Raw genomic sequence first — 25,025 nt, 5'->3', positions numbered from 1 at the left:
AAGACAACGAACGACGGGCCTGCGCCAATGATGAACTTCGACATCGACGAATCCATACGCGACTTCTCGGCCATCCGTTCGGCCATGGACCAGAGCGTGAATTTCTCGCGGCCGACGGCCGACGGCGGCATGGTGGAGACCAGGTTCGTCCGAAGAATTCCGACGCGTTTCATCGTCTACATCTCGTCGATGACCGGGTGCGACAAGGCCTGCCGCTTCTGTCATCTCACACAGACCGGCCAGACGATGGCAAGGCTACTATCCGTCGACGAGATGGTTGCGCAGGCGGAGACGGTGCTGGCCGCGTCGACGTTCTCGCCTGGAGAGACCGTGCATTTCAATTTCATGGCCCGTGGAGAGCCGCTTTCGAACCCTGCCGTCGGTCCAGAGCTGTTCGAGAAGCTGCGTGATCTCGCGATATCGCTGGGGCTGAAGCCGCGGGTCAAGCTGTCCACGATCATGCCTTCGGACTTCGTTGCTCACGACTGGGCGACGTTCGTTCCAGACGGCATTCCGGTCGACATGTACTATTCGCTCTACCGGATCGACTCCGACTGGCGGCGTCGTTGGATACCCAAGGCGATGACGGTCTCCGCCGCTCTCGACCATCTCGTCGCCTTCCAGAACGCGACGAAGCAGCGCGTGATCCTCCATTGGGCGCTGATCGCGGGCGAAAACGACGCAGTCGAGGACGCCGAGGAGATCGGCCGACGCGCAACAGCTTCAGGTCTTCAATTCGACTTCAACCTGGTTCGCTACAACGCCGCCAACGGAAAATCGAGCGAGGCTCCGCGAGAGCGCATCGACGCCTATCTCGGCGCGATGTCGCGCTTCATCGCCGCCCCGAACCGGGTCAAGGAAATTCCGCGGGTGGGGTTCGATGTCGCGGCCTCGTGTGGCATGTTCCTGACCGCTGCTTAGCGCTTGTGGTTTTCCAGCACGGAACGGATGCTCTGGCATTCTCTCTTTGACAGGACAACTCGTGAGACCCCCGAAAGCAGAACGACCAGCACACGGCTACTCCATCCCCGATGGGGAAGCGAGACAGGCGTGGACTGCCATGATCGACGCGGTGCGCCAGCGGGTGGCCGCCGAAGGTCTCGCGGACGTGATCCTCTTCCACGGGACGTCGGAACGTGCGCTCGATGGTATCGCTATCGAGGGAATGGAGGCGATCGAGTGTTCGCACGCGCTGCCGCCGGATGATCGCGACGATGAGCGGTTCGGCACGTTTTGGGGGTCCATAGACACGGCAGCCACCTATGCCGACGATACGGCCGCCGAACGACATGAGGACAGTCTGCCCGTGATCATCGCGATCCATGTCTCGACCCTCGAGTGGCTTGCCTCTATCGTCCCCGATGGGGCGACAGTCGACTTTCCACTCGACGGGCTGACACTGCTTCATGACCCAGACGTCGCCGCCTATTGGAGCGATTTCGGCATGACTAGGCCGTGGCGGGAGTCGCTTCGCGACCTGGGAGCTGTCTTGGCTCTTCACGGTCAGAACATCCATATCGACGACATGACGGTGATCAGGTCGATGGATGATTTCGATCTGGTGGTCGAGGAGACCAGAAAAACGCGGCAGCCTTCAGCGGCTGCCGCGGCACCAGCCATCTGACGCAGGCTGCCAATGTAGCGGTTCGCGTGCGTTGATGATGGGGCGGACCAAGTCTGGCCTCGCTCCCGATGTCCATTATCGACGGAACGCTGGAGCGGCGGCTTCGGGAGCGGGCAGCCAGGAGATGGTGCGGCTGTGACGTCCTGTTCCGCTGAAGACAAGGTCGTGTTCGACCACCTGTTCGGGATAGTCGGCGAGTTTCCATTCGACGACGTTGTCCCTCGCCGCGCGGGCCATGCGACCTTCGGCGTACTCGTGGAACTCCGCTCCCCGCAAGTGGTCGGGAACCTCGATATCGACGACAACCGAATATTCTTCGTTGTTCACCCGCTCCATTTCGCGGAACCGCATCGCGGGCGACTCCTCCCCGTCGAAGAAGTGGTACGACATCGAGATGCGTGCGCCGTTAAGGATTCCTTCCTTGGTGTTGGCACCGCCTTCGTCGATGTCGGGGTCGTAGCGGCGGATCATGTAGAAGCTGGCGCAATGGTCCTGAGCGGGAAACACGACAGGCATGGATGGCGTCGCCTCTGGGACGGCTGTAGCCGATGGCGCGTTCTCGTGGGCGGCCCGCATGGCTGCCCACGTTCTAAAGCCGTCCGAAGCCGCCATCAGCTCGTACGCCTGGGCGAGCGACAGCTTGCTGCCCATCTCTTCGTGGCGAGCCTTGATCTGTCTTGCGCGGGTGCGGGATTGTTCGATGAACTCTGAAGTCGTCCTGGTCATCTCGTCTCTCCTTGAGCGGCGTCATTGGTACGAAGGACCCCCGTTGCTTCATCCGCGCCGCCGGTTTATCGACGATTGCCTGACGAATTCATTCTCTTTGTCGCTTTTCCGTGTCCGATGGACGGGGGTGGAAGGCCCGACTGCCTGTGAGGGAAGATAGACAGGAAGGGTTCGGATTGCAAGACCTCGGATTGCCTTGACAACGGAATGCCGCGCGGGGCCAAGCGCCGCATGGAATGTAGTGCCTCGCGAGTTTAAAACGCGCGCGATTTAGCGGGTCCATGGGCCGACCGTTGGCACATAATTGAGGTCTTGATATTTCGCCTCATGAATATCGAAGGGAACCGACCATGTGCCAGACATTGCATGAGCAGGACATCACTCCACGCAAATGGGGCATCGTAAACGGGGTGTCTGTATGGCTCGATGAGCATCCGCAGGAACCGGAACAGGGATGCGAAGATAGTGAAGTCGCGACCAGGCTCGCGGACGTGCCCTCGAGAACGATCTTCGGAACGCTACAGTTGGTCGAGTCGTCAATCGAGGACAACGAGATCGAGCAGGGACGGGCAAACCTCAAGTGAACGAGTTCTCCTCCGCTGACGTCAGGATGCTTCTCAACGCACTCAGGATCGGTGCCGAAGACGGGAGCCTGTTCGCACAGAACAACGACGGCTCGGCCAACAAAGCCGACGTCGCCCGTTACGAGCGGCTTCGGCAGAAGCTTGCGGGCGACGCTGTTCCCAATTCGGAAACGGTGGCGTTCAGCAAGCTCGCCCTCGGTGCGAAGTTCCGTTATGCGGCTGGCAAAGGCACTGTTTGGGTCAAGATCGGCCACGATGAGGTCGCCAAGTGGGACGTCACGAAAATCGCCGACACGTGGATCGGTCAGCAAATCTGCTCGTTCTCCGAGGACGAAGACGTTTCGAAATCCGTTTATCTTCTTCCGGACCAGTAGACGGCGGACTGTCGCTAGAGTAACAAAAACTAGGGCAATTTGCCTGCGTGGCAGCGGTCACTCAAGCGCTTTGACCTTCTCGCGATGAGGCCATACCCTTGGTCAGCCAATCACTTAAGACACCATGCCATCCAAGCCCTCGGAACTGTCAAAAATCCTCAGTGCATACAGCAATGACGAGCGTGTTCTGACACTGCTGTCCTTTGCCGTTGGTCGCGCGCTTGAGCGTGACTTCATCAGCCAGCGTTTGCCAATTGGGCGGCAAGCCACCGAAACCATCCGCCACGTCTCCGACTGGCTGCAAGCATCGGTGGTCGAGAACGACGAATGGCTCGGAAGGCTTGACAGCCACGGACGGCCCCTGAAGCTAATGAAGCTTGGGTCTCTCGAGGCCGCTGCGAAAGAAGCCGACAAAGCGATGCGCAAGCGGGCGCAGAAGTTGCGCGCCGTGAAGATCAGAGACGGCGACGAAGTGTTGTTCAAAGAACTGGCCCAAGGCTACTACCTCGTCCGTCTGTTGACGCCGGAGGCGCTCGACGTCGAAAGCGCGGCGATGCAACACTGCATCGGCCAGGGGGCTTACGACCAGCTCCTCAAAGACAGCTCCTTCGCATTCTACTCCCTGCGCGACACGTTCGGAAAACCGCATGCCACACTCGAGGTCGAGAATGGGTGGCTTCGTCAATGCCAGGGAAAGCAGAACAGCGTTCCCGCCGGTAAATATATCGGCCTCATGCTGCCTGCATTCGTGGAGCAGAAATGGAAGACACGAGTGCCCCTCGAAGGTTCCATCATCGGGCAAGGGGGCGTCGTGTATGATCCCATGTGCCTTCCGCATGGATTTAAGGCCACCGGAAATGTTGACCTATCTCAGCTTTCGATCACGTCGTTGCCGAATGACATGCACGTCATGGGCGACCTTGACATCCGCGGGACGAAAATTGAAGCCCTTCCAGATGGGCTTATTGTCTACGGGCACGTTCGCGCCCAAGGGGCGGCGCTCGCACGACTAGGTGCGCGTATCGAGATCGGCAAGGACCTGGCGATCCAGGACACAGCCGTTACCGAGATTCCTGATGACATCCTGGTCAAAGGAAGCCTAATAGCTAGAAGGGCAAAGCTGGCAGCCCTCCCCAACAATTGCAAGATCGGAAGAAACGTTGATGTCGGTCAAACGCCTATCCGCTCATTGGCCGCCGGAACAAGGATACACGGCTCCCTTTACGTCGACGGCTGTGAAAATCTGACAGAACTTCCTGAAGACCTCGTAGTATCGCGTTCGTTGCACATCGAAAGGACGCCCGTCTCAAGTATTCCTAAAGGAATGCGCATCGGTGGCGGTTTGTTCGCGGCTGGGTCATTGCTCACAGACCTTGGGACGCAAAGGAGGTTCGAGCACCTCGACCTCACGGACACTCCTATCAAGCGACTGCCGGCTGGCGTTAGCATCGTTGGAAGACTGGGAAATGGCGCGCTGAAGCTCTCGGGCTGTCCCCTCGAGTATATCGGCGAAGGACTGCGTGTCGTCGGTCGAGTTGATCTGCGAAACACGCCTCTCAAGCACATACCGGCCGACACCGCTGTGAAGGGGGAGCTGATCCTTTCGGGGGCCAAACTGGAGGCCGTTCCCAATGGCCTATCAATAGAAGGGACGTTGGATGTCAGCAACACGAATGTGAAAGTTATTCCTAGTTACATCAAGGTGACCGGTTCGCTCATCGCGCGGGGCCTCCAAGAACTGCACATCCAAGAGGGCCTGTATGTTGGAAAAACGCTCGACGTGTCAGGCGCAAGGATCGTTGGTTGGGGCGGCGGAGGGAAAATCGGAAGTATCCGTTGCGATGGTGCTAAAATCGACCACATGCCGCGGATGATGCAATTGAAGGACTTCACAGGTGACCGAGCGGCAATCGGCATCTGGCCTACCCGGATGATGGTCGAAGGCAATTTCAGATTTGAGCATGGAGTAGCGGGGATAATGCCGGCCGAGCTTTGCGTCGGCGGCAATGTGGAGTGCGAAATGGCGAGAGGAGCCGCCGCGCCAAATAAGATCGAAGCGGGAGGCCACGTTAGATTCAAGAGGGCAAGGTTCCAGCAATACCCGGGAAAACTTGAGGCGAAGTCAGCCGACTTCCGCTTCAGTACCCTTACGCACCTTCCTGCCAGCTGGAAGATCGATGAAGACCTGATGGCGAACAACTCTAAACTGGAAAGCATCGAGGCGGGCGTGCGCGTCGGGAACGATTTCCAGTTTGACGGGACACCGCTGCGAAATCATCAGGAGCTGGAAGAGTCTGCGCAACCATCGCAACCTTCCAGTGTATCGGCTCGGTTCGGACACTAACGTGTTGCCGACTGCGAAAAGTTCTCGCATCCTGAAATTGCCTTCACTTAGCAGCAACGGGAGTCATCGTGGAGATTTTTACCCAACAGCAGATCGAGTTCTATGCTGAGACGTGGAGCGCGCAACTCGAGAAAGCGATCGACGTGCTCGGGCGGCTGGCCGTTGGCACGGGGATCGAGCGCTTCGGCGAGGCTGTGGAGCATATCCGTGCTGGGCAGCGCGCCCTCGACGGGATTGCTGCCAATTCAGACGCCACTAGGCCTGAGGAAGCCTAGCGAAGCTAAGGTTGGCCTCGCGGTTACTTGAAGGCCTGATCCAGCAATTCGCCAGCCGCCATTCCATTCGTCTCTACTCCTGCCTGTCGGAACGTTCGTAACACATGTGAAAGGACGAATCAGCCACGCCATGGAATTTAGTGATCACGCCGGCCGTGCAGTTGGGGTCAACTAGGGTGACAACGCTAAGGTGCCGGATGCCGAAACCTAATTTAGAAGTCCTCTTTAACCCTGATATCTTCGTCAAGGCTCAGTCGACCGCCTTTTCCGTCGCCTTGGAAGAGATCAAGGCGGGCCACAAAGAAAGTCACTGGATGTGGTTCATCTTCCCGCAGCTCCGTGGCCTTGGCCGATCGTTTTATGCCGATGTCTTCGGTTTGGCCGACGTTGCGGAGGCGCAGGAGTACCTTCGGCACGCTGTACTCGGAGAGCGGCTTCGTGAGTGCGTAGAAGCGTTGATGGCTCACAGGGCGCGGACCGCTAAGGATATCTTCGGGACGCCAGACGATCTAAAGCTTCATGCTTGTCTGACACTTTTCGATGCCGCCTCTCCGCGCGATGTATTCGCGGATGCCCTGGCCATCTTGTACGGTGGTCAACGGCACCGCCTCACCCTCGAAATGATCGCCAGTAGAACAATGCGTTCTGGGTCGATCTGGACGTTGGGTGTGGCGGCGCTACGCCGACGACTTTTGCGGATCGGTCGATGAGACCCGTTCGGCAGTCCCGCGAACTACTACAGCTCGTGTCCTGAACGATATCGATCGGCCGCGAGACTTGTGATCGATATCGAATGAGCATCCAGCGGTGCATTGTTCACCACAAGGATACGGTTCGTTGATCCAATTCCGTCGATCATTCTCCTGCCGCCATCGGTTAGTGCAGGGAGGTAGTAGAAGGCTCCATCGACCCGGGCAGTCTGTTGGTCGACGAGCCATCGTAGCGGAAATGCGAACTTCACCTTCTTCCGCGCCAGTCTCATGAAGATAACGGCGCTGGCTTGGAGATCGGCTTTGTCTCCTCCGGAAACCGAAATTACTCCGCAATCGGGTAGACCAACGACAAGTTCGTCGATGTCGCTCTCCACTAGCTGATTAGCAGGATAGGAAGCGCCTGGAATACGCAGTGCTTTCATCTGGTCTATGAAGATCATGGCCGTGAGTTCGAACGAGCCGGGATGGACATCGACATAGGGCGCGATGATGGCTTGTGCCATCGCGATGAGGCCGTCAACCTCGGCGCAACGCGGATCGATTTCAAGATATCGCTCGAAGATCATCTCAAGCGCAACGGCGGCTTCCGCAACACTGATGAATTCGCGGTAGAACCCGTCGAACCTGTAGTCGAAGTGGTGAACTGACTGGCAGAAACCCATTCTAGCAAAGATGGCATAGGCCTGTATGGTGCTGTGGCAATCGATGTCGAATTTGTTCGATGCCATTTTATTGAACTGCCGGATATCGGCGGCCGCACTGGCCTCACCTGTTGATTTGCGGCAAGCGCCCTTTAGCTGCGCCCATGAGCTGAAGCCAAATGAAGTGGCGAGATATCCCTGACATTGGGTGAGCGAGCGCTCCACTCCAAACCTTGCCAGGCATTTTTGAAGGAATTTTGCTTTCGAACGAGCTTGTTCGATATTGCCGACGATAAACCGCATTGCGGACTCCCGATGAATTGCTGCGAACCAGTCACCCTTGGAAACGCCAATTGAATCGGTACCGACTGCATTGTTGTTTCGTCTGCTATAATCGATGCCAACCGGCTTGGGTAAAGGGTGACCCCGTCGCGTTCGATGCCGCGCGAGACTACAGTGAGCACTCGAAGCTGGTGTGTCAACCAGGTTTCGAGGATCGAAAGATGATGTGGACAAGCATCGAACGACATGGGAGTTTCACCATCTCGGGGAGTTTGAATTCCAGTCGTTCGCTTCGCTTTTTGGCTGATTTTGCCTAAGGAATCGGACTGACGGAGGGCGCTGGATCGGCGGCAAGACAGCGGCGATATTCCTGCAAAGCGGCCAACAGCTTGTTCGGACCGAACGACCTGACTGGACCGCCAATCTGATCCATGAGCTTCACCAGAGGCTTGTCCGACCGCGGGTCAAGGCAATAGTCATGGTCGTCGCAAACGCTCCGGTAGAACGTGAACAGGTGATCGAAGCCACCAACTGTTCTGATGTCGATATCGCGGTTCCAATTCCTCGAACTCTCGCTGAACATCTCGGCGAATTCGTCGGGATAATGGTAACCGAGGTAGACGAGCTCGGCCGCGAGTTCTGCCATCTTCGTGAACTCGGAGTTTACCGCGACCTCGGTGTCGAGGACCATTTTCATGAAGTCGTCGACGCTTTTGCGCACATGGGCAAGCGCGACCTTGTCGTGACCGCCGGACTGGTAGAAGCCGATCTCGATCTCCGGGTAGAGGTTCTCGAGGATCGCCACCGCATGGGCTTTCAGTTCTTGTCCTGCAAGCATGATGATCTCCTGAGGCGACGCGTCTGGTCGGTAGAATGTAAGCGACGGCCCAGCAATCAACGAGCTGTTCGTGTGCTAAGCGCCTTGTGTTGCGTCGCATTGGGGGTAAAGCAAACCGAGGACTATATACACCGCTCGGCCCTTCGAAGTGATGCGCGCAAGCTGGTTGTCGAAAGCGGACGTCACTTTGACCTCGAGATAGCCGCGGCGGACGAGATCGGCATCCTGCCCTTGGAATCCAGTCACACAGAATTCGCCATCGCCGTCATGGGCTAGACGGAGGCGCGAGGCTTGGAGGTCGTTACGCCAGTCTTCGCCGCCGAAGAGTGCGATCAAGCGATTAAGGTTGATGGAGAACGACTTTTGTTTGCCGAAACCCGGTTCGTCTTCTTCCTCGTTTCGATAAGAGGACCTGACCGGAAGAAGGTCGGCGGCCGCGAGGAGTTCAAAGACTTCACGCACGTCGCGTTCGGTCGTCCGCGTAGCGAACAAGATATCGGAGGCTGCGACCTTTGCCTCGTCATTCGCTTGCGCGACCAGCATGAGCAGCCTGAGAATTGCCGATGCAGCCGAAACGTCGCTTGGGGGCGACACGTTCTGGCTCACAACCTCTCCATCGACCGTGTGTTCCATCAGGCGTTCCTCGCAGCGGCCAGCTTCGCGTTTTCATGGCAGGCATCTGTGTACGCGAAGTCGTTTTCACCGCCTCGTTCGAATGCCAGATCGATGGTATCTTTATCCGCTTCGAAGTCCACATCGCCTTCGAAGGTGAAGACGGCAGCGGCATGCGCGACCCTGAGCGCTTCGACCACGGCATAGCGAGTGCTCAAAGGCATATCCCCGCATTCGAAATCCTCGAGGATGTTGGCGAGCGCTCCCCCACTCATGTGAACGCCGACTGTCGAGCGATAGAACACGTTCGACGGGGCTTTCCTCACGATCATCTTAACCAGGGAAAGTGGGACGCAAGCCTCGTTGAGGCCGCTGGTCATCTTCACCATGGGTTCGTCGGCCGGCACGAGAGTGACGACGCGGTTTCCAGGGATTTTACGGAGGATGGAACCGAGAAAACTGGCGACACCTGTGGTCTTGTGGTTGGCGACCGACTTGTTGTAATCATCACGCATCACGTGTGCCTCCGATGTCGAGCCAAGGCCTCCATCGGGCTTGACGTCTTCGTTTCGTCAGAACGTGTAAGGAACCCCGCACCCAATGTCAACACTTCGGCGTTCGAGGTCTTGATATAACTGGCTCGAATGCGGCGTAGAGGGTCGCCACTAGACTTCGACGACAAGAGCCTCGTCGAACCTGACGTTTCCGAACATTGGCGCTGCTGGATTGCAAAGGATGCGGCAGCGCCCTCTCCTGACGTCGACGCTATGGTGGAGGTGTCCATGTACCCAGAGATCGATGCGGCCGGCATCGATGAGAGACGACAGGTCGGAGGCTGAGTTCCCAGCCGACCAGGTATTGCGCATCGCCTCCGTCAGGCCGTCGGGATGCGGCGCGTGGTGAGAAAGAACCACCAAAGGCAGAGTACGGTCAGAATGCTCTACGAGCCGCACTAGTTGAGCTCGAGCCGTCCGGTGAAGCGCCACGGCGTCGCCGACGGTGATCAGGTGCGCGACGCCATCGTGAGCGATCTCGATGTTCTCGCCGGTCTCGGCCGATGGATTGGCTCCGGCGAGCGATAGGGTGTGGTCGGCCCACAGGGTAGCGCCAACAAAGGTGCATCCACCAATCGTCGCCGCCTCTCCGTCGAGAACCGTCACACTGTATTCGCGTGCCAACGCCTTGGCGAGTTCGAGGTCTTCGTGAAGGACGCCGTTCCAATGTTCGTGGTTGCCCATGACGAACACGATTGGCTTGTCACCCGCTAGACGTCTGAGGAAGCGGAATGCGGGAAGGCTGTCACCTTCCCAGATATCCCCCGCGCAAACGAGAATATCGAAGTCTGGGCGTCTAGGCTGAAACGCGTCCGGGTAAGGAACAGTTTCGAGATGGAGGTCTGACATAACCCATAGATTCGGCAAAGGCAGCACCTCAAACGGAGTTTCGACGAGCGTTCCGGCTTCTTGGAGCGCATTTGGATTTTATAGCACAAAACCGCGAAAAATCCATTAGAAACAATGTGTAACGGTTAGTTCTTTACAATTGAAAGCCTAATCAGTGGCCGGTAACGGGTGTTATCGGCCACTCAAGATTTCTCGATCATGAACGTCTCAGGATTTGACCTTCGAAGCGGATAGGAATTTGTCGTAGAGACCGAGGCGGACCATCAAGCCACGGATCGCCGCACGTCGTCCGCATTCCTCCGCCTGCCCCTCCATGGGGTGAGCCAAATTGAATTCCTCGGCCGCTGCCGCCAGAACCGTAGCTTCATCGAACGCATGCGCAGTCACAGGGGTATATGCCTTCGGTTGAACAGGGGCCGTTTTCTCGGATCGCGCCTCCGCGACAACTCGTTTCGCATCCTCCACGGGCACGTCATACAATGAGGATAGAAGGGACATTTCATCGTCGCTTTCAGAGTAACCCTGTCTTTCTGCCGCGCGGACTATCGCGTAGCGCTTTTCGGGGGTCATCACGCCGGCATTGCGCCGGTCATACTCATCGAAATCATGCATCATGTCTTCTTCGCCAGAGATGAAGCCTGGACGGGTGGGCCTGCTACCTTCCCACCGACCTGGTGCCCCGAACGTACCGAACGACAGAAGGTAGTTTGGATAGACGTGAGCGGATTTGAACGTGTCGACAACTCCTGCCCGCTTCATTGCGGGGCTGACAGGTCCGGAATGCCGGATATCGGTTTCGACCGTTCCAACGATCCAGGTTTGCTTATTTTCAGGTACCTGGTCGAGCGTCTCGGCCGCCCCGAAGGCTTCGCGGACGCCATGAACGGATGCGGCCAGGATCACTCCGATCGAGGAATATGCAATAGGCGTCTCGCGGCCCGAATACGAAGTCTCGACGACGGCGGCTTTGGCGATGGTGATCAGTTCCGCGGGTTCGGTCACGACCGACATGGCGACGACGATATCGAAGTCCGAATCCCCGAAAGACTCGCGGTAGGTCGCCCTCCAGCTGGGGTCATGACGGCCGTCCTTCCATGTGTACCAAGCGTATGAGACGCAACCGAACTTGACCGTCGCGCCCAGCGCCTGAAGTTCTGCACCCAACGGAACGGCTACGTTGTCGAAATCGGCTGCGGAACTGACTACCATTATTTGGCGGCCTTGCGCCGCCTTTCTTTCTGCGTAGGCTCTAGCGAGTTCTTGGAATACCGAGGCGGCAGCGATTTTGTAAGCATCACACTCTGAATTTTCGTTCAGCATGACTGCGAGATTGTCGTCGAGATTCCTCATGATTGGACCTTGGGTTTTTCCTTGGTTGATCGTTGTCGCAATGGTCGTTGCCTAAAATGTCGCAAGTTTAGCTGAGGTCATGCGACCCTTCGCCCCATGATCCTCGCTGCCGAGTTTTTGATCCTGGACACAAACCACTGCCGTCTCGTCGAGCGCTTGAGCAGGCGCTTGCGTTCAGACTTCTTGATATGGTCGTTAAGGACGAGCGATCCCCTGACGACGAGGTCCTCAGGTAGGATCGTAATCTGGTCATTGAGTTCAAGCGTTTCGCCGACGGCCAGAGACCGAGGAAGGGCGTTTATATTCGTCATCGAGATACCGAGATAACCAGGCACCGTGAGATTGTCGGGCAGGCGTTCGACCTTGGTGCGCGCGAGCCTGAGGCTTCCCCCAATGATAATTGACGCCGGGATGTCTTCGATCTGCGAACCGACAAGCTCGAGGTTTCTGACCTTCATTCTCGGTGGTAGCGTCTTGAGGTGGCTGTAGAGGGCTCTAATATCCCTCACCCTAACCGAACCTGGGATTTCCACGATCTTCGTGTCTGAAATGTTCAGTTCGCCCGCCACGACCAGATCGGCAGGCAGTTCGGTTATCTCGGTCTGCTCGATGTTGAGATTGCCCTTTATCCTAAGACCGCTAGGAAGCTTGGTAATCTTCGAACACTCGAGGTCAAGCCTGCCATTGACGGTCGTGTTCGCCGGAATGATTTGGAGTGCGCTACGACCCGCCGAGATCGGGCCGCCAATCCGGGCGTCGGAGGGAATTTCCTTGATTTCGGTTCGATCGATTCTGAGCCATCCGGGAACCTTTAGGTTACTGGGTAATTTGCGTATCGGTGTCTCTGCGACCGATAGATGGTCTCGGACCGAGAACCCGTCTGGAAGCTCCGAGATCATCGTCCTGGTCAGAATGACATCTCCGCCGACATAAAGATTGACGGGAAGAGTCTTTATCGGCGTGCCATAGAGATTGAGATCGCCATCGACGCGAAGGTTGTCTGGAAGGCGTTCGATGCAGCGCTCCACTAGTCTAAGGTCCCCTGGCACATGCAGACCGTCCGGCAGGCAGTCCAATTTATGCCAGTCGCCGTAGATATCGACGACAAAGCCATATTCCCCGATGTGGTCCGGGTTGAAACCCCAACCATGATTCTGAATAAGGGCGGTCATCTTGCCGAAGAGATCGGCTAAGGCAGTCACCTCAAGAGAATGTTTGCAACGGTCAGATACCTTACCGCCTACGACTTTGAACGAGAGCAAAGAGCCTCCTTCCCCGTTTACGACGTGGATGTTTTCTTCGGGATTAACGAGTCCGTCGGCCAGATCGTCATCGTCGTCTGGATGCAGCTTGAAGCTGACGACCTTGGTGCCATCGCCAAGATCATCGAGTACGACGCCACGTCTTGTCTCCAACACGCTTGCCCAGTAGTGGTCGGGGTCGTATCTGGTGAACGTGAACTCAACGATGTCGGTCATGGAATTTCTCATAGAATTTAGCTAGGCAGATGGATGGCTACAATGCTGAAGCCGCCGTGGGGGGATTGCAAGTGATAGAAGGTAGTCCGATTTCGCGGCACATCGGGTACACGACCTCCATGGCCGGCTTTCTCTGGAGCGTCCCATAGCAGGCCAGCGTTCTCATTGTGCGTGGCGGGTCATCGCGCTAAGGTGCCGGAACGGTTGGAGTGAAAGAATGCATCCGCAAGACAAGATAAAGATGGCGATGATCGCCGAACACGGCTTCTGCTTCAATCCGGTCATGGTCGGCAACACGACGATGGTCTATACGGCAGGCCTTTTCAGGACGTTTGGACATCCCGAAATCTTCGTCATCGGATACCAGCCGCAGGACGCATACAACCTCATCGGCATGGTATACCACAGGATCAAGGCTGGAGACCGTTTCGCCGACACGATGGTGATCGATGACCTGTTCGAAGGCGATCTATTCGCGGTCCGTCCGATATTGCAGTCCAGCACCGATGAGAATTCCGGTCTCGGACAGAGGCTGGTAGGCGAATTCCCGGCAGTACAGCTGTTCTTTTCAGACGAAAACTGCTTATTTCCATGGGACGAGGGCTGTGATCATCGCTGCAAGAAGCTCCAGACGGGCCAACTGGAACTAGCCGCTGAGCTGCCTGTCCGTCAGGTCCGAAGTCTGAAGCTCAACTGACAGGCGGTGAATCAGGCTGCGGACATCGCCATGAATACCGATCCATTCTCGCTCGTTACCTGCGCGCGACGGATTTCCGGACAGTTAAGTTCAACGGTCGGATTGCTATCCTGGCTGACCTGATCGGGGTCACCGTGCTGGAGGGGCCGGCCGCGAATTGAGACTTTCAGTCTTTGGAGGGTTTTTCTCAAACCTGATCAGCTTTGCCATATGGTGCAAAGCGTAGGTTTCGAACGCCATGCCATGGGCATCGATCTTCCATTCGAAGAACGGAAAGCCGTTACCGTTGACCATAGAGCCATCGGCATTGATCGGTCCGAAGGCCACCCTGCTGATCTTCACCGAGTAAAGCCTGCCGAAAAAGTCGGGCATTGCGTTTTGGCGTCCCATCCAGAACCTGATAGCGCTGGATATCGCGTCGAATTCGTCAGTGGCGGTAAACTCAGCCGAAATGTGCCTTACCGACCTGTCGGCGCTGGCGTGTTCGTAGGCGGCGGAGAATGCATGAACCACCCGGTCGGATGCGGGCCGCTTATAGTCTAGGGCCTCACCGGACACGATGTGATGCGCGCAAGCACGAATGCTTTCGATAGCGGCAACAATTTCCGTGCGCCCTTGTGCGGCTTCGCCGAGCCAATCGCTGTTGAAGGGGCGAGACACCCGAAAGCGATAAACTCTTCCTTCTGATGGGCGGGGCGGAAGAATACTCGCTTCGTCGCCGAGAACGTGTTCGAGGCGATCCCATAGATCACTGGATTCAATCTGTCCGACCATCGGAATACCCCTAAACTTTCGGTGGAGACTTGGTTAAGCTTAGAACAATCGGTTGTCAATAATCCGATTGCCGGGGTCTTGAATTAATTCCCGACCTAAATTTGGCCGAGCAAGGTATCGCTCACTTGATCATCCCCAGAAGCGGCCGCATTCAAACCTAAGCCGTACACAACGGCTGTGGTCGATAAGCTGTGTTATCGGCCACAGAATGCAGATTGTCGGCCAGCGCGTTCAATCAAAATCGTGTGGGAGCGGCCAGTGCGACTTCAGGCAAGGTTATTTCACGATCAGATAATGAGCTGATGACCGACGCTATCTCCTTGGCTGCCTTGCGTTCGGCCGCTACGCCTTGTTTGTTTGCGTTTGCGATAAAGGCCGATCCGAGCGCTTCCAATGAATCAAGGCCGCCTGGTTCCATCATTTTGTCGTACGCATCCATTAACTGGCAAGCCAGCAGCGCTCCCGACCTCGAAAGGTCACCAAGGCGCTCACACGCGATAATGTCGTAGAATTTCGCCATCGCGCTATAGATCGCATGGTTTTCCGCATAGTCGCCAAGGATGGACCTGTTCACCTTCGGCCTCAGACGGGCGTGCATTTCGCGTATCGCGGTCTCAAGCTCCGGTCGGTCCGCATTGTCCTTGTTGGCCTTGGCAACGGCCTGTCGCCATGAGCCGACCGGAAATACAGCCGTGGCCGAGTTAAATCCATCGCTGGCTTGGGTTTTCACCAGGGCTAGCATGCACGGATGATCGCTTCCGTCTCCGTCCGGGTCAAATGTGCATTTGACCACCATCACTTGTGGTTCCGGCGTGCCGACATATAGCAAGCCGTTGACCAGGCGTAGCCACTCGGTGTTGTAGCGCAATTCAGCAACCGCAGACTCGCGACCACTAGACGATATCCGGTCGAAGAGGTCTGTGCCTGGCTCCGAATGCAGCGTGACAGACACCGAGTTACCGTTTTCAGGTGGCGATGAAACCCAATGTTGCGTGATGTCCGCAAGGGTGTCAGCTGAGGCCGGCCGTCCGGAAGCTCCGTAATGCCCATCCACGAGCAACTGGAACTGATCTTCACCGATCAGCCTGGTATGCATTTTCCCGTCTTGCGGCCAAGGAGGGAGAAGGTCTCTCAACGGGACGCCCTTATGCTTGATCGATGGGTGCACTTCGCCTTCCCATTCTAGGGCGATGGGGGCCTCTTGCGGATCAACGACAGGGACGTCGATTTCGACGTATTCCCTGACCCTGAACCTTTTAGCCCGGGCTTTTCCGCGTGGGACGGCCATCATTTCGTATACGACCGGTACATTAAATAGCATGATGGCTCCTAAGTTGCGGATTGCTGGTAGGTGCGGCGATTAGATAGCCATCCCCAGTGGAAGTTGCGACGAGGCGGGATCAGCAAGCGCCGATATTTCTGCCATTCGGTCTTCGATTTCCGAGAATTCAACGTAGGACTCGAGTTCTGGATCAAACACGCGGACGATTTCGATGTTGCTCAGTTCGTTGGAGGTGATGATGGCGTCTTCGATTCCCTCTCCGTGGATCGCTATCTGGCAGTCAACGCCCAGCGCCTGCGCCTCGCTCACGGTGAGAATGTTGAAGTCCTCTACCCAGTGCGCCAAATCCGTCCGCACCCGGCACTCGTAGATGAACTGCCCGTGCGCGTTACAGTAGCTCTCATCTGCGGCGAACCAGATTCCGGGACTGCTTTTCGCGTTCGGATTTTGATCGAACTCGAACTCAGTAAACAGTCTGTCACTGCCATGGAAGACGGTCAGATCGACCGTCTTGCGACCGTATTGGGACTTTACCTCGGAGATATTGTTTCTCAATTGCGCACCCCTTGAACCGCTGCTCACTCATTGTCATTGCTTGCAATGCAACGTTCCAGTCGCGTGCAACGCTGAGGTTCGCCTTTCATGTGTCGATGACCTTTGGGTTCGACGAACAGCGCAGCCGCCCGTCGTTACGCCTCGAGAGGCTACCTGTGGCCGATAAGGCCCTTTACCGGCCGCCGATGGGAATCGATCAGCGCGGCCTGAGGAGAGGCGCAGTCGGCTCATTCATGGCCGGAGGCTCGCTTGAGGCGACGACATGCGGGAACATTGTCTCCAACGAGCGTATATCCATGTCAGATCGCTGATGTAGGATGGTCCCCTCGCTCCATATCTGTGCGAAGACTCGTTCCGCTGTTTCGCCGTTGCGGTATGTTCGGGTGTATTTTGAAGTGACGATTGCGTAGGACTCGTCGTCGGATTGGCGCACCTGCAGGTAGGTCTCGTGATCGCCATCGACGTAGGTTTTGTTTTCGGTCACTGCCTCCGGAAGGCGGGCAAATCCGATCTGGCGCGGCGCTGCGCGGACCGGGGATGGGTCTAACCTATGACTTTTGGCGAAACCCGTTTCGTCGAAATCGTCAGGAGTGAAATCGAACGTCCTTTTGACGCGGAAGGTGTCGCAGTGCCAGAACACGACAGAGCCGCTCTCCAGAGTTACCTTGACGATAGCTGACTGCGACCGCTGGGCGGCTTTTACCTTGTCGCCAGCAGACAGCCCGCCGTCGTCCATCCGGTGGGAATGCGAATAGCCTGCGACATTGCCAGGACGTGCCTTGTGTCCGTTGACAACGACATACAGTCCAACGTCGTCCACTCTCACCAGCGCCATTGCGTCGATCCTTTCGTAATGGTCCTCACCTTAGGTCTTTGCGCCGCACGGTTCAACCGTACGGGTTCCAAGCCTATAGGGCGTCGACCGACGACATTCCCTCCACCCGCGATATTCAAAGACTTCGCCATCAGTTGACGCGTACGTGAAGTCCTGATATTCGGACGGCAAGTTTGTTAGAGAGGACGACCGAATGACCGACGCGCCAGCTTCCAATCTCATCGACGTCCTCAAAAACATCGTCATCGCCTGCGAGGCCAACGGCCTTCGCGACCTTCCGTTCGTCGTCGACGGCAGGCGTGCCATCGACAGCAGGACGTCCGATCCGATCTCCGAACTGATCAAGGAACTCCGCGAGGCGGCTGACCTGGAAGAGGAAGCCCACGTCGAGCAGGACCACTATCACGCCGAGCTTCTCTACAAGGCGGCAAACGTCCTCGACACCCTGGCCATGCCTGCCAAACAGGTAGGATGGGAAACCGAGGCGGAACACACTATGGAGCAACAGATGTTCCACGCATGCGGCCGCGACGACGTTCCAAAAGACGTCCAGAAGCTGGTCGGCCAGCTCTGGAAGCAGTATTGCCTTGCCGCCGCACCGAAGGAACCTGACCTGACGGAAGCCGGTCCGACGCTGACGGACGCGCAGGTCGATCTCGCCCGTGCCATCTACCTGTCGAAGGTGAAGGAATACGACCGCGACTTCGAGCGCGACGACAAGCCTGAAGGTTTCTGGCAGGAAAAGTACGGCACCAACCTCCACGCCACGTCTCTCGGCGAGCAATGGGCAATGCGCCAAGCGCTCAATGCGGTTCTGGCGGATATCGGCCTGGTCGTCGCGGACGGTTCCAAGGCGACCGCGGAGGACCAGCGCCACAAGGCGATTGCGATTGCGAAGATGCTCAGCGAGCGGATGGACTTCAATCTGCGCGTCCGCGACCTTTGGTCGGACGCCGCCAAGGAGATGGCGGCCTTCATCCTGCATCCGAGCGTCATCGGCGAGCCGGTGCCGTTGAAGTGCTTCGTCGTCGACTACAAGCTCGGGGACGAGGCCGTCGACACCGCTCTCTTCTACTACGACACGCAGCAGTCCGAGGCACAGGAGTTCTGCAAGGCGGTCAATGAAAAGGGCGGCGCGGTCAACATCAAGACACGTAGTATCGGAACACCTGCAAAGGCGCTGTAAGGAGAACTGCAAATGATGGCCAACAAATGGATTCAGGCGGTCTTGATCGGCGGCTTCGGCTTCGGACTTATCGTGGGTGTGGTGATTTCGGCTCTTTCGTCGGCACCTGTTGCCGTGGTGATCGTAGGATTCATTCTGATGGTGGTGAGCCTGTGGAAGACCGCCAACTGCCGTGGCACGGATGGCTGGGGAGGCCCGTACCACGGTCCCTCGTCGAAGAAGTAAAGCCTTCCGCTCAACGGTCGATATGGGTTAAAGAGAACTGAAATATCGGGGGTACAATGATGAGCGTGGCTGAAGCGTTGTTGGTCAAGAAAGTCGCCAAGGCTATCGATCAGGTCCAATTGTTCTCGCGGTACGATGATTGGTCGTCAGATCGAGTTGAAGGTTTTCCGATCGAAATCTGCCGCCACCGACGCGGTCGCGTTGTAGACCCGGTAGTCGTAAAACGTTTCGCGGGTGCCGAAAGTGAATGCGAGGATCGCCTTCAGGAGGTCCTCAGCGAGGCCCGCGCAGTCGCTGCAATCAAGGCGCTGAGAAAATTTGAAGAGAGCGTCGCGTTTGGCTAGTGGGCGCACCGAAGCGTCGTTGGGCAACACGGCCGCACAGGTCGATTTAACGATATCTATCGACGCGCGCATTTATCCCACGTGTGCCCGCTGTTATCGATAGGCGGTTTTCGCCATCGATAACAGCTATAAAGAACAGTCGAGGACAGACCACTGATCGCCAGAACTTTGAATCGGAGCGATCAGGGCTTTGGCCCAAATGTTGTTGTCTGTGGGGATGGCTCGTCGTTGAGACTGAGACCCCTATGCTGGCGGAGCCTTAGTTCGTATAGCTCGAGCGGGTCGAACGGCAACGTCCAGCCAGACGCGGCGAGGAAGTCGGCGTATTCCTTAGGCCGGATTTCGGCGATGTCGCGGATCGCCTGCAACTGACCGTCGAGGTCCTTGTCCCGCAAGGCAATGTAGATGTGCTTCCATTCGCCACCGGTGTTGGAAAAGACGACGGAGAAGGACTCGCCGATGTCCCTCAGGACTCCTGCCACGTCGAACCTTTGCGATATCGCCATCAGGCTTTCATCACGGTCCTTATAGCTGTCTGTGCCAACGAGCCTGGAATCGGTCCAATCATAGCCGAAATCCGGGTCGTGCTCGTTGCAATGCCGCAGAACCAGTTTGGATCGGATTGCGTCGGCTGAGGCGTGGTCGGCGATCGGGAACGACAGTAGGCTGTCCTGCCACGTTTTACCTCGCGGGTCGGCAAAGGCGAGCGTAAGATGGTGTGTCGCTCCCATGATCGGGTCGGGGCCAAGTCTCAACGTTGGAAGCGCGCCCATGCGGCCGAGTGTTGGGTCACCGATACTGTCGACCGCGATCGAAAGCTGATTGAACTCCTCGCAGATAAGGTACGAGATTTCCTTGATGTCCACCGCATGCTCGATCTCCCATGCGCTGGCATTGTTGGGAGACCTGAGGTTTGCGATTTCGTTTTCGATGCGGGCCGTGGCCCAGTCCCTCGCCGTACGACGAAGGTATTCTGGCAAAGACATATCCGATGGCCTCTGCTTTCCAACCTCGAGGTAGGCGCACTCGTTTGCCCATACTCTGACCGAGTGGGACTTATGGGAGCTTGCGTCGGTCCCCTCAAAAGTCTCGTACTGGATCGTGAGAGCGTCGCCCTCCGGGTGGACGGGGATGAAACTCTCGAAAGTAAGCGCGAACGTCGCAAGTTGTGGCCCTTTGCCGTTCTTGCCGTCGACGGAAATTGAAATGCTCTCCGCGACACGCAATGGGAAACTTGAGGTTTCACCCATCCTTGCCATGTTGAGGCAGGAAGCGAACATCTGCGCCTCTGGGTCTTTATGTTGCTTCGGTGCGCCAAACGTGAAATCCAAGGCCGTCATGTGTATCTCCCGCGAATGGCGCATTGTGTCCAAAGGCTACGCAATCGGCAACCACATGATTTGGCGCTTCGCACATAGGCCTCGTTGCATGCTGACGTCGCCGTTAGTATGGGAAACCAATTGCAACGAGGCATCCCATGGCAAAGAACAGCGTAGTCGAAATCCATCTCTTTGGTCGCGTAGATACCGACCTCGAAACATTCGAAAATCTTGCGAACGCCGGGTCCCTAGCGAGCTTCGGCACGCCATATTCCACGGGCTATGGAAACGAGCAGTTCATCGTCGAGCTCGAGAAGGCGCAGGAAGAGAAGCGCGCCGTCACGTACCAGATTCACGACAACTGGGAGACTTTCGAGGAGCTGAGGGCCAATTGCCAGTCGGCAGGCATCAGTTACGTCGCCCACACCGCCAACGCTGGTGAAGAGGGCTGGTCCGGCGGGATTTCGTGGCGGCCGGGAATGAACAACGAGTTCGAGTTCCTGGTCCGCGGCGAGAAAGCCGAGCCGATGGTCCCTGTGAACATTCTGCGCGCAGCCCATAACAAGGGCGAGGAAGCCGTGGCTGCCATCCTCGACGCTTTGACCGCGAACACCAGGATCGGCGTCATCGAGATTGCCGAAGAGTTCTCGAATGCCATGGCGGCCGCTACGAGCATAGCGAGGATAGCGCCTGCCCGTCGCTTCTAATGTACGACACAGAGCAATGCACTATTGAAAGACTTCGCCGTTGACTATCGAAACTGGAGTCGTTAATTCTCGACGACTTTAGATCGGAGACTGGAATGGCAAGAGCTCGCGTCAGGAATACCCCGGGTGGCGGAACGAAAATCGACACCCTCTATTACGACGCCGAGCAGGTTGTCGGGACGGAAAGCGACGAAGAAGGCGGCTCGCGCGACAAGGTGATCCATAAGAAGGTCGAGATCGACCTCTATATGCAGAAGGCATTCGTGACGGATACGTCGAAGCCGACACCTGCGTCGACGAAGGACATCGGGTTCAAGCTGAAGTGCGAAGAGACCGGCGACGAGGTTTTCGGTAGCGACATCTCCGTCATGATCAAGGACATGCGGTCGAGACTGGATCATCGGTACCGCATCACGTGGAAGCGATGGTTCCTCGTCCGCATCGACCCGGTGCGTGTACATCGCGCAGTGGGAAGCGGCCTTGAGCTGTCGTGGGAAGACATCGAGCGCGGCGAAGCGTATGACGGCTCCATTCTGATGCGCAAGTACAACGCCTACGCCGACGTCAACTCCAACCACTGGATTGTGTCGAAGTGGCCTGAAAACTTCATCGAACGCGGGAAGATGATCGCCGCCATCGAGGCGACCGAGGAAAACGAAGCGCTGTTGAATACCGCTCGGGTCCAGGTGGACGTTCTGCGCAACAAGCTCGTCGAACTTCTCGGACCAAAGCTGATCATGGAAACGTTGCATCGCCTGGCGGCCGGCGGGACGTTCATCGCTCACGATACAAGCACGGGGCAGCGGGGCGAAGTGCAATGAAGACTGCAAAGGTTCGCAAGGCCGCCGATGCGGTTAGAAAGCGGCTGGAAGCGGAGAAGAACAACGCCAAAATCGACGCCGTCTTCCGAAAGATCACCAAGCGAGTTCTCAGGGAGACGTCGGATCGCGTCCTCGTGACCCCTGCTATCTTTCACGATGTCGGAGGTTTCGGAAAGCGTTTCCTCGATGGCGAAAGCAGCGTGCGAACGTTCGAGGCGTTGTACGCCTCCCATGTGGCCTACGGGACGGACGATAGCGCCGATTACATTTTGGCTGAAGTCGCTAGGCTTGAAGACGGATTTCCGTGCATGATCAACTGCCACAGCTACTTGTTCCATTGCGGGGATGCGGAGGGCTTATACAGGGCCTTGAAAACCATGCTGTCGCTGAAATCGACGGCTGCCGCTTTCGAGGAACTCATGGACGACGATCGCCGCGGTAGCGACCCAGATCGGTGCAGGAGACCATCTTGACGTGGTAGGTCGTGTTCTTTTGTTGTGACGTCTGCGGTTACTGCCACCGACAACTCTCGGGTGTCGAAGTGTTGACAGCGATACGGGGTCTTGATATTCAGCGGAAATCGAGACTTGAATTCCAAAAAGAGGCAGCCTGATGACCGACGCCGCAAAGCCAGACACGGTAGCCACCGCACCCGAAGGTCAGTCGCTTCAGTGGGAGGCCCGCATCAAGTACCCGGCAGGCTTCACGGCAAAAACCGATCTCGGCACCTATTCCGTGGCTGGCGACAACGGCACGTGGACTGCCTTCCGCAACGGCTACGAATCGACCATCGAGAGCAATCTGGCGACGGTCGGGGACGCCAAGAGCGCCGCGGAGCTTGACTACCGGCGATCCAAAGCAGCCATGTCCGAACTCAATATCGCCGTTCCACCGAAGGCCGACAACTTCTACAGCCAGCAGCAGGTCGACGAACTTGCCAAGGACGGCAGGCTCGTCCCAACCGAGGGCAAGACGCCTTCGTACCTGGCATCTGCTCTGAACGTCATCGTCCTCTACAAGACGGGTCGCTGGGTCATGGGCAAGGTCGGCGAGCATCAGTGGGACCGCATCACGCACTACCACGTCCCCGTGGAGGCTGCTTCGTCATCATCCGACCCCGACGAAACCAAGCGCGATGCCAAGCATGTGACAGTTGAAGTCCTCGACAGTGATGCCTTCAACTCGGCTTGGGCTGCTATCGAGGACCTAACCAAAGAGCAACTGGTCGAAGCGTACAGATCGATCCTGCTTAGCCAACAGGCACTGGTTCGGTCACATCAGAGTCTGGAGGCCATGATCAAGGAGAAGGAAGAGCGGCTAATGGCGGCGCTCTATCCAGCTGCACCCGCTCAATGATTCTCTTGCTTGACAACATGCAAACAAACATGTCCTGATCGTTGACACCGCATCGGGGTCTCGATATTTCGGGCGCAGACAAGTTTCAACGACCGCCGTCGAAAGGCCAGCTATGCTCGTGAAAGCGAATTCCGTCTGCGTGATGTCGATCGGCTCCACCGTTCACTCGCTTCGCGTTTTTCTTCGAGTCAAGGACGGCCTGTGGCAGGACGACGCGGAAAGGGAATTCACCAGGTGGCTAAGCGGTCGGGTGCTGCAGGATGTCTATAACGACCTGAAGACCAAGATCAGGACTAAGGTCCTCCAGACCCACGCCAGCGAAATCCCGTACAACTGGTATAGGTGCGCCGTGTTTGTTGCGTGGATGCTGGACACAGGAAGAGCGGTCAGCGTCATGGATGCGTCCGACGAAGCGGAAACAATGCTGATCGCGACATGCGAGAAACCCGATGACGGTGACTGGGTCGGACAGGTGCGGCCACTCGGGCGGCACTCGGAAATTCACTCCTATTCGGACACCGATCCGGATTCTCCCGATCTCGCGCGCTGGCGGAAAATCCAGCTGGAATCTGCGGCATTCAAGGCCATGCATTAAGGTCGTCGGGAATAGCAGTCCCTGCTCGCATCCTCAGTGAACACGACAATGAGGTAATCATCCATGGAGTTTAAAATGGCATCCAGTGCTGCTGACAAGGACCTCGGGGCTGTTGTCAAGACAATCGCCTCCCGGTTTTCGGCTCTCGGAGCGACCTTCGATGACGACGAAAAGATTATGTGGGCATTTGGTCATAACCGCCTGTTGAACCTTTGGCGGCGTGACTTGGTGACCTTCACCCAGAGAACAAAGGAAGCGTCTCCGGTGATTCAGGCGGGATCGCCACTGGACGACATGCGGCAGGCTATCGAAAGCCATTTCGAAAGCTTGGAGCCGGGCATGGAAATCACCGATGGGATCAGGGCTTTGTACAGTCGTCTCGAAACCGAACTCGTCTCAAAGTGCGCGGAGCTACCTGCGCTCTCGATTCCTTCGGCCGAGATTTACTCCGCCTTCACACAAAGGGACGATACCGATGAGGCGTTGCAACAGCTTCAGCGGGAACACATCGCTTTGGCTCTGAGGCCGACCATCGTAGAATTGCTTTCTCGATGGCTTTCGGGAAGACTAGCCACTACGGTAGTCGACTGCTTTCTGGGGCTGCCGGACAAAGTCAATTACGACGAGGGCATCCTGTCGCTATGGGACGACGGCAGTAAGCCGGACGACCAGCGGTTCGACATTGGCTACGTCACGAAAAGACAAATGCTCGGCTCGTGGTTCGTGGATGAGAATTCGCCAGAGTACGCAAGGGAGGTCTACTTGCGAAACAACTCTCTGGCGATCCTCCTGATGTTCGAATGGGATGTCAGTACTCCGTGGAAGATGTTCCAGAAGGAACGTCATCTGGTGAGCTTCGACCAGGTGAAAGCTGCGTCTGACGAGGCGCGATTGGAATTCAATACGAGACGTGAGGCAGCAGTGGCTTGAGCGTCATTGCTCCAGCTGTGGCCCATAGCCTTGGCGCGTCGCGTTTTGCGGTCGCTTGGCCGCTACCTACAGCAGCGACGACCACCACTCATACACAGAAGCGACCACGTTGGTCACGTCCCGATAGGCGACGGTCGCGCCGGTTGATCACCGTT

At 57.0% G+C, this 25,025-nt stretch carries 30 protein-coding genes; 16 read left to right on the top strand and 14 right to left on the bottom strand.

Features of this window, described 5'->3' with window-relative positions:
* Positions 1 to 27: 27 nt before the first annotated feature.
* Both FHT76_RS00390 and FHT76_RS00385 read left to right on the top strand, forming a co-directional pair.
* On the top strand, positions 28 to 921 hold the full coding sequence (locus tag FHT76_RS00390; protein WP_259183511.1) for a radical SAM protein: 894 nt from the start codon (positions 28 to 30) through the stop codon (positions 919 to 921).
* A gap of 61 nt (positions 922 to 982) precedes the next feature.
* Positions 983 to 1,624, top strand: a complete 642-nt coding sequence (locus tag FHT76_RS00385; RefSeq protein WP_259183510.1) for a hypothetical protein — start codon at positions 983 to 985, stop codon at positions 1,622 to 1,624.
* Positions 1,625 to 1,699: 75 nt separating this feature from the next.
* Here the strand turns inward: FHT76_RS00385 and FHT76_RS00380 are convergent, their stop codons facing one another.
* Complete coding sequence (locus FHT76_RS00380; RefSeq protein ID WP_259183509.1) at positions 1,700 to 2,350, bottom strand: glyoxalase superfamily protein; 651 nt, start codon at positions 2,348 to 2,350, stop codon at positions 1,700 to 1,702.
* Between the two features lie 350 nt (positions 2,351 to 2,700).
* Here FHT76_RS00380 and FHT76_RS00375 point away from each other — a divergent pair, with 350 nt between their 5' ends.
* From FHT76_RS00375 to FHT76_RS00355, 5 genes are all read left to right on the top strand, one after another.
* Positions 2,701 to 2,934, top strand: coding sequence for a hypothetical protein (locus FHT76_RS00375; RefSeq protein ID WP_259183507.1), 234 nt, complete (start codon positions 2,701 to 2,703; stop codon positions 2,932 to 2,934).
* Positions 2,931 to 3,308 (top strand): hypothetical protein, encoded by a 378-nt coding sequence (locus tag FHT76_RS00370; protein ID WP_259183506.1) that lies wholly within the window; start codon positions 2,931 to 2,933, stop codon positions 3,306 to 3,308. Before FHT76_RS00375 ends, FHT76_RS00370 begins: the two co-directional genes overlap by 4 nt.
* Before the next feature lie 124 nt (positions 3,309 to 3,432).
* Positions 3,433 to 5,652: a PcfJ domain-containing protein gene (locus FHT76_RS00365; protein ID WP_259183505.1), complete on the top strand. Its 2,220-nt coding sequence runs from the start codon at positions 3,433 to 3,435 to the stop codon at positions 5,650 to 5,652.
* 68 nt (positions 5,653 to 5,720) lie between these two features.
* On the top strand, positions 5,721 to 5,927 hold the full coding sequence (locus FHT76_RS00360; protein WP_259183502.1) for a hypothetical protein: 207 nt from the start codon (positions 5,721 to 5,723) through the stop codon (positions 5,925 to 5,927).
* 140 nt (positions 5,928 to 6,067) lie between these two features.
* Positions 6,068 to 6,637, top strand: coding sequence for a DUF1810 domain-containing protein (locus FHT76_RS00355; protein ID WP_259183500.1), 570 nt, complete (start codon positions 6,068 to 6,070; stop codon positions 6,635 to 6,637).
* Positions 6,638 to 6,663: 26 nt separating this feature from the next.
* Here FHT76_RS00355 and FHT76_RS00350 read toward each other — a convergent pair whose 3' ends face one another.
* From FHT76_RS00350 to FHT76_RS00320, 7 genes are all read right to left on the bottom strand, one after another.
* Positions 6,664 to 7,797, bottom strand: a complete 1,134-nt coding sequence (locus FHT76_RS00350; RefSeq protein ID WP_259183499.1) for a hypothetical protein — start codon at positions 7,795 to 7,797, stop codon at positions 6,664 to 6,666.
* A gap of 79 nt (positions 7,798 to 7,876) precedes the next feature.
* Positions 7,877 to 8,401: a hypothetical protein gene (locus tag FHT76_RS00345; protein WP_259183497.1), complete on the bottom strand. Its 525-nt coding sequence runs from the start codon at positions 8,399 to 8,401 to the stop codon at positions 7,877 to 7,879.
* A 75-nt stretch (positions 8,402 to 8,476) separates the two neighbouring features.
* Positions 8,477 to 9,034: a hypothetical protein gene (locus FHT76_RS00340; RefSeq protein ID WP_259183496.1), complete on the bottom strand. Its 558-nt coding sequence runs from the start codon at positions 9,032 to 9,034 to the stop codon at positions 8,477 to 8,479.
* Complete coding sequence (locus FHT76_RS00335) at positions 9,034 to 9,528, bottom strand: hypothetical protein (protein WP_259183495.1); 495 nt, start codon at positions 9,526 to 9,528, stop codon at positions 9,034 to 9,036. Before FHT76_RS00335 ends, FHT76_RS00340 begins: the two co-directional genes overlap by 1 nt.
* A 150-nt stretch (positions 9,529 to 9,678) precedes the next feature.
* Positions 9,679 to 10,416: a metallophosphoesterase gene (locus FHT76_RS00330; protein ID WP_259183493.1), complete on the bottom strand. Its 738-nt coding sequence runs from the start codon at positions 10,414 to 10,416 to the stop codon at positions 9,679 to 9,681.
* A 207-nt stretch (positions 10,417 to 10,623) separates the two neighbouring features.
* Complete coding sequence (locus FHT76_RS00325; RefSeq protein ID WP_259183491.1) at positions 10,624 to 11,625, bottom strand: hypothetical protein; 1,002 nt, start codon at positions 11,623 to 11,625, stop codon at positions 10,624 to 10,626.
* Between the two features lie 218 nt (positions 11,626 to 11,843).
* Entirely contained in the window at positions 11,844 to 13,244 is a 1,401-nt protein-coding gene (locus tag FHT76_RS00320; protein WP_259183490.1) for a hypothetical protein, read from the bottom strand.
* A gap of 217 nt (positions 13,245 to 13,461) precedes the next feature.
* Here FHT76_RS00320 and FHT76_RS00315 point away from each other — a divergent pair, with 217 nt between their 5' ends.
* On the top strand, positions 13,462 to 13,941 hold the full coding sequence (locus tag FHT76_RS00315) for a DUF4262 domain-containing protein (protein WP_259183488.1): 480 nt from the start codon (positions 13,462 to 13,464) through the stop codon (positions 13,939 to 13,941).
* 129 nt (positions 13,942 to 14,070) lie between these two features.
* Here the strand turns inward: FHT76_RS00315 and FHT76_RS00310 are convergent, their stop codons facing one another.
* The 4 genes from FHT76_RS00310 to FHT76_RS00295 all read right to left on the bottom strand — a co-directional run bounded on the left by FHT76_RS00310 (position 14,071) and on the right by FHT76_RS00295 (position 17,387).
* Positions 14,071 to 14,715 carry a hypothetical protein gene (locus FHT76_RS00310; RefSeq protein ID WP_259183487.1) on the bottom strand — a complete coding sequence of 215 codons (645 nt, stop codon included), beginning with the start codon at positions 14,713 to 14,715 and terminating at the stop codon, positions 14,071 to 14,073.
* 235 nt (positions 14,716 to 14,950) lie between these two features.
* On the bottom strand, positions 14,951 to 16,036 hold the full coding sequence (locus FHT76_RS00305; RefSeq protein WP_259183486.1) for a hypothetical protein: 1,086 nt from the start codon (positions 16,034 to 16,036) through the stop codon (positions 14,951 to 14,953).
* Between the two features lie 39 nt (positions 16,037 to 16,075).
* Positions 16,076 to 16,552, bottom strand: a complete 477-nt coding sequence (locus FHT76_RS00300) for a hypothetical protein (RefSeq protein ID WP_259183485.1) — start codon at positions 16,550 to 16,552, stop codon at positions 16,076 to 16,078.
* A 196-nt stretch (positions 16,553 to 16,748) separates the two neighbouring features.
* Positions 16,749 to 17,387, bottom strand: a complete 639-nt coding sequence (locus FHT76_RS00295; protein WP_259183484.1) for a hypothetical protein — start codon at positions 17,385 to 17,387, stop codon at positions 16,749 to 16,751.
* Between the two features lie 193 nt (positions 17,388 to 17,580).
* Between FHT76_RS00295 and FHT76_RS00290 the strand changes: the two genes are divergently transcribed.
* Entirely contained in the window at positions 17,581 to 18,573 is a 993-nt protein-coding gene (locus FHT76_RS00290; RefSeq protein ID WP_259183483.1) for a hypothetical protein, read from the top strand.
* Between the two features lie 12 nt (positions 18,574 to 18,585).
* Positions 18,586 to 18,798, top strand: coding sequence for a hypothetical protein (locus FHT76_RS00285; protein ID WP_259183482.1), 213 nt, complete (start codon positions 18,586 to 18,588; stop codon positions 18,796 to 18,798).
* Positions 18,799 to 18,944: 146 nt separating this feature from the next.
* Here the strand turns inward: FHT76_RS00285 and FHT76_RS00280 are convergent, their stop codons facing one another.
* Both FHT76_RS00280 and FHT76_RS00275 read right to left on the bottom strand, forming a co-directional pair.
* Positions 18,945 to 19,214 carry a hypothetical protein gene (locus FHT76_RS00280; RefSeq protein ID WP_259183481.1) on the bottom strand — a complete coding sequence of 90 codons (270 nt, stop codon included), beginning with the start codon at positions 19,212 to 19,214 and terminating at the stop codon, positions 18,945 to 18,947.
* A 110-nt stretch (positions 19,215 to 19,324) separates the two neighbouring features.
* The gene (locus FHT76_RS00275) at positions 19,325 to 20,482 is read right to left on the bottom strand and encodes a hypothetical protein (protein WP_259183477.1); all 1,158 of its coding nucleotides are present in this window, start codon (positions 20,480 to 20,482) and stop codon (positions 19,325 to 19,327) included.
* Positions 20,483 to 20,619: 137 nt separating this feature from the next.
* Between FHT76_RS00275 and FHT76_RS00270 the strand changes: the two genes are divergently transcribed.
* From FHT76_RS00270 to FHT76_RS00245, 6 genes are all read left to right on the top strand, one after another.
* Entirely contained in the window at positions 20,620 to 21,168 is a 549-nt protein-coding gene (locus tag FHT76_RS00270) for a hypothetical protein (RefSeq protein ID WP_259183474.1), read from the top strand.
* A gap of 95 nt (positions 21,169 to 21,263) precedes the next feature.
* Positions 21,264 to 21,989, top strand: a complete 726-nt coding sequence (locus FHT76_RS00265; protein WP_259183472.1) for a hypothetical protein — start codon at positions 21,264 to 21,266, stop codon at positions 21,987 to 21,989.
* Entirely contained in the window at positions 21,986 to 22,462 is a 477-nt protein-coding gene (locus FHT76_RS00260) for a hypothetical protein (RefSeq protein ID WP_259183470.1), read from the top strand. Before FHT76_RS00265 ends, FHT76_RS00260 begins: the two co-directional genes overlap by 4 nt.
* Before the next feature lie 139 nt (positions 22,463 to 22,601).
* Positions 22,602 to 23,345, top strand: a complete 744-nt coding sequence (locus FHT76_RS00255; protein WP_259183468.1) for a hypothetical protein — start codon at positions 22,602 to 22,604, stop codon at positions 23,343 to 23,345.
* Between the two features lie 118 nt (positions 23,346 to 23,463).
* Entirely contained in the window at positions 23,464 to 23,940 is a 477-nt protein-coding gene (locus tag FHT76_RS00250) for a hypothetical protein (protein WP_259183466.1), read from the top strand.
* A 75-nt stretch (positions 23,941 to 24,015) separates the two neighbouring features.
* Positions 24,016 to 24,870: a hypothetical protein gene (locus tag FHT76_RS00245; protein WP_259183465.1), complete on the top strand. Its 855-nt coding sequence runs from the start codon at positions 24,016 to 24,018 to the stop codon at positions 24,868 to 24,870.
* Positions 24,871 to 25,025 lie beyond the last annotated feature (155 nt).

The organism is Rhizobium sp. BK176, from assembly GCF_024808055.1.
This window is presented reverse-complemented; position numbering and strand designations above follow the sequence as displayed.

Coding starts and splice junctions, on each gene's coding strand:
- FHT76_RS00390 (WP_259183511.1), top strand. CDS start 28: ATGATGAACTTCGACATCGACGAATCCATACGCGACTTCTCGGCCATC.
- FHT76_RS00380 (WP_259183509.1), bottom strand. CDS start 2,350: ATGACCAGGACGACTTCAGAGTTCATCGAACAATCCCGCACCCGCGCA.
- FHT76_RS00375 (WP_259183507.1), top strand. CDS start 2,701: ATGTGCCAGACATTGCATGAGCAGGACATCACTCCACGCAAATGGGGC.
- FHT76_RS00365 (WP_259183505.1), top strand. CDS start 3,433: ATGCCATCCAAGCCCTCGGAACTGTCAAAAATCCTCAGTGCATACAGC.
- FHT76_RS00345 (WP_259183497.1), bottom strand. CDS start 8,401: ATGCTTGCAGGACAAGAACTGAAAGCCCATGCGGTGGCGATCCTCGAG.
- FHT76_RS00340 (WP_259183496.1), bottom strand. CDS start 9,034: ATGGAACACACGGTCGATGGAGAGGTTGTGAGCCAGAACGTGTCGCCC.
- FHT76_RS00335 (WP_259183495.1), bottom strand. CDS start 9,528: ATGCGTGATGATTACAACAAGTCGGTCGCCAACCACAAGACCACAGGT.
- FHT76_RS00330 (WP_259183493.1), bottom strand. CDS start 10,416: ATGTCAGACCTCCATCTCGAAACTGTTCCTTACCCGGACGCGTTTCAG.
- FHT76_RS00325 (WP_259183491.1), bottom strand. CDS start 11,625: ATGGTAGTCAGTTCCGCAGCCGATTTCGACAACGTAGCCGTTCCGTTG.
- FHT76_RS00320 (WP_259183490.1), bottom strand. CDS start 13,244: ATGACCGACATCGTTGAGTTCACGTTCACCAGATACGACCCCGACCAC.
- FHT76_RS00315 (WP_259183488.1), top strand. CDS start 13,462: ATGCATCCGCAAGACAAGATAAAGATGGCGATGATCGCCGAACACGGC.
- FHT76_RS00310 (WP_259183487.1), bottom strand. CDS start 14,715: ATGGTCGGACAGATTGAATCCAGTGATCTATGGGATCGCCTCGAACAC.
- FHT76_RS00305 (WP_259183486.1), bottom strand. CDS start 16,036: ATGCTATTTAATGTACCGGTCGTATACGAAATGATGGCCGTCCCACGC.
- FHT76_RS00295 (WP_259183484.1), bottom strand. CDS start 17,387: ATGGCGCTGGTGAGAGTGGACGACGTTGGACTGTATGTCGTTGTCAAC.
- FHT76_RS00290 (WP_259183483.1), top strand. CDS start 17,581: ATGACCGACGCGCCAGCTTCCAATCTCATCGACGTCCTCAAAAACATC.
- FHT76_RS00285 (WP_259183482.1), top strand. CDS start 18,586: ATGATGGCCAACAAATGGATTCAGGCGGTCTTGATCGGCGGCTTCGGC.
- FHT76_RS00280 (WP_259183481.1), bottom strand. CDS start 19,214: ATGCGCGCGTCGATAGATATCGTTAAATCGACCTGTGCGGCCGTGTTG.
- FHT76_RS00275 (WP_259183477.1), bottom strand. CDS start 20,482: ATGACGGCCTTGGATTTCACGTTTGGCGCACCGAAGCAACATAAAGAC.
- FHT76_RS00270 (WP_259183474.1), top strand. CDS start 20,620: ATGGCAAAGAACAGCGTAGTCGAAATCCATCTCTTTGGTCGCGTAGAT.
- FHT76_RS00265 (WP_259183472.1), top strand. CDS start 21,264: ATGGCAAGAGCTCGCGTCAGGAATACCCCGGGTGGCGGAACGAAAATC.
- FHT76_RS00260 (WP_259183470.1), top strand. CDS start 21,986: ATGAAGACTGCAAAGGTTCGCAAGGCCGCCGATGCGGTTAGAAAGCGG.
- FHT76_RS00255 (WP_259183468.1), top strand. CDS start 22,602: ATGACCGACGCCGCAAAGCCAGACACGGTAGCCACCGCACCCGAAGGT.
- FHT76_RS00245 (WP_259183465.1), top strand. CDS start 24,016: ATGGCATCCAGTGCTGCTGACAAGGACCTCGGGGCTGTTGTCAAGACA.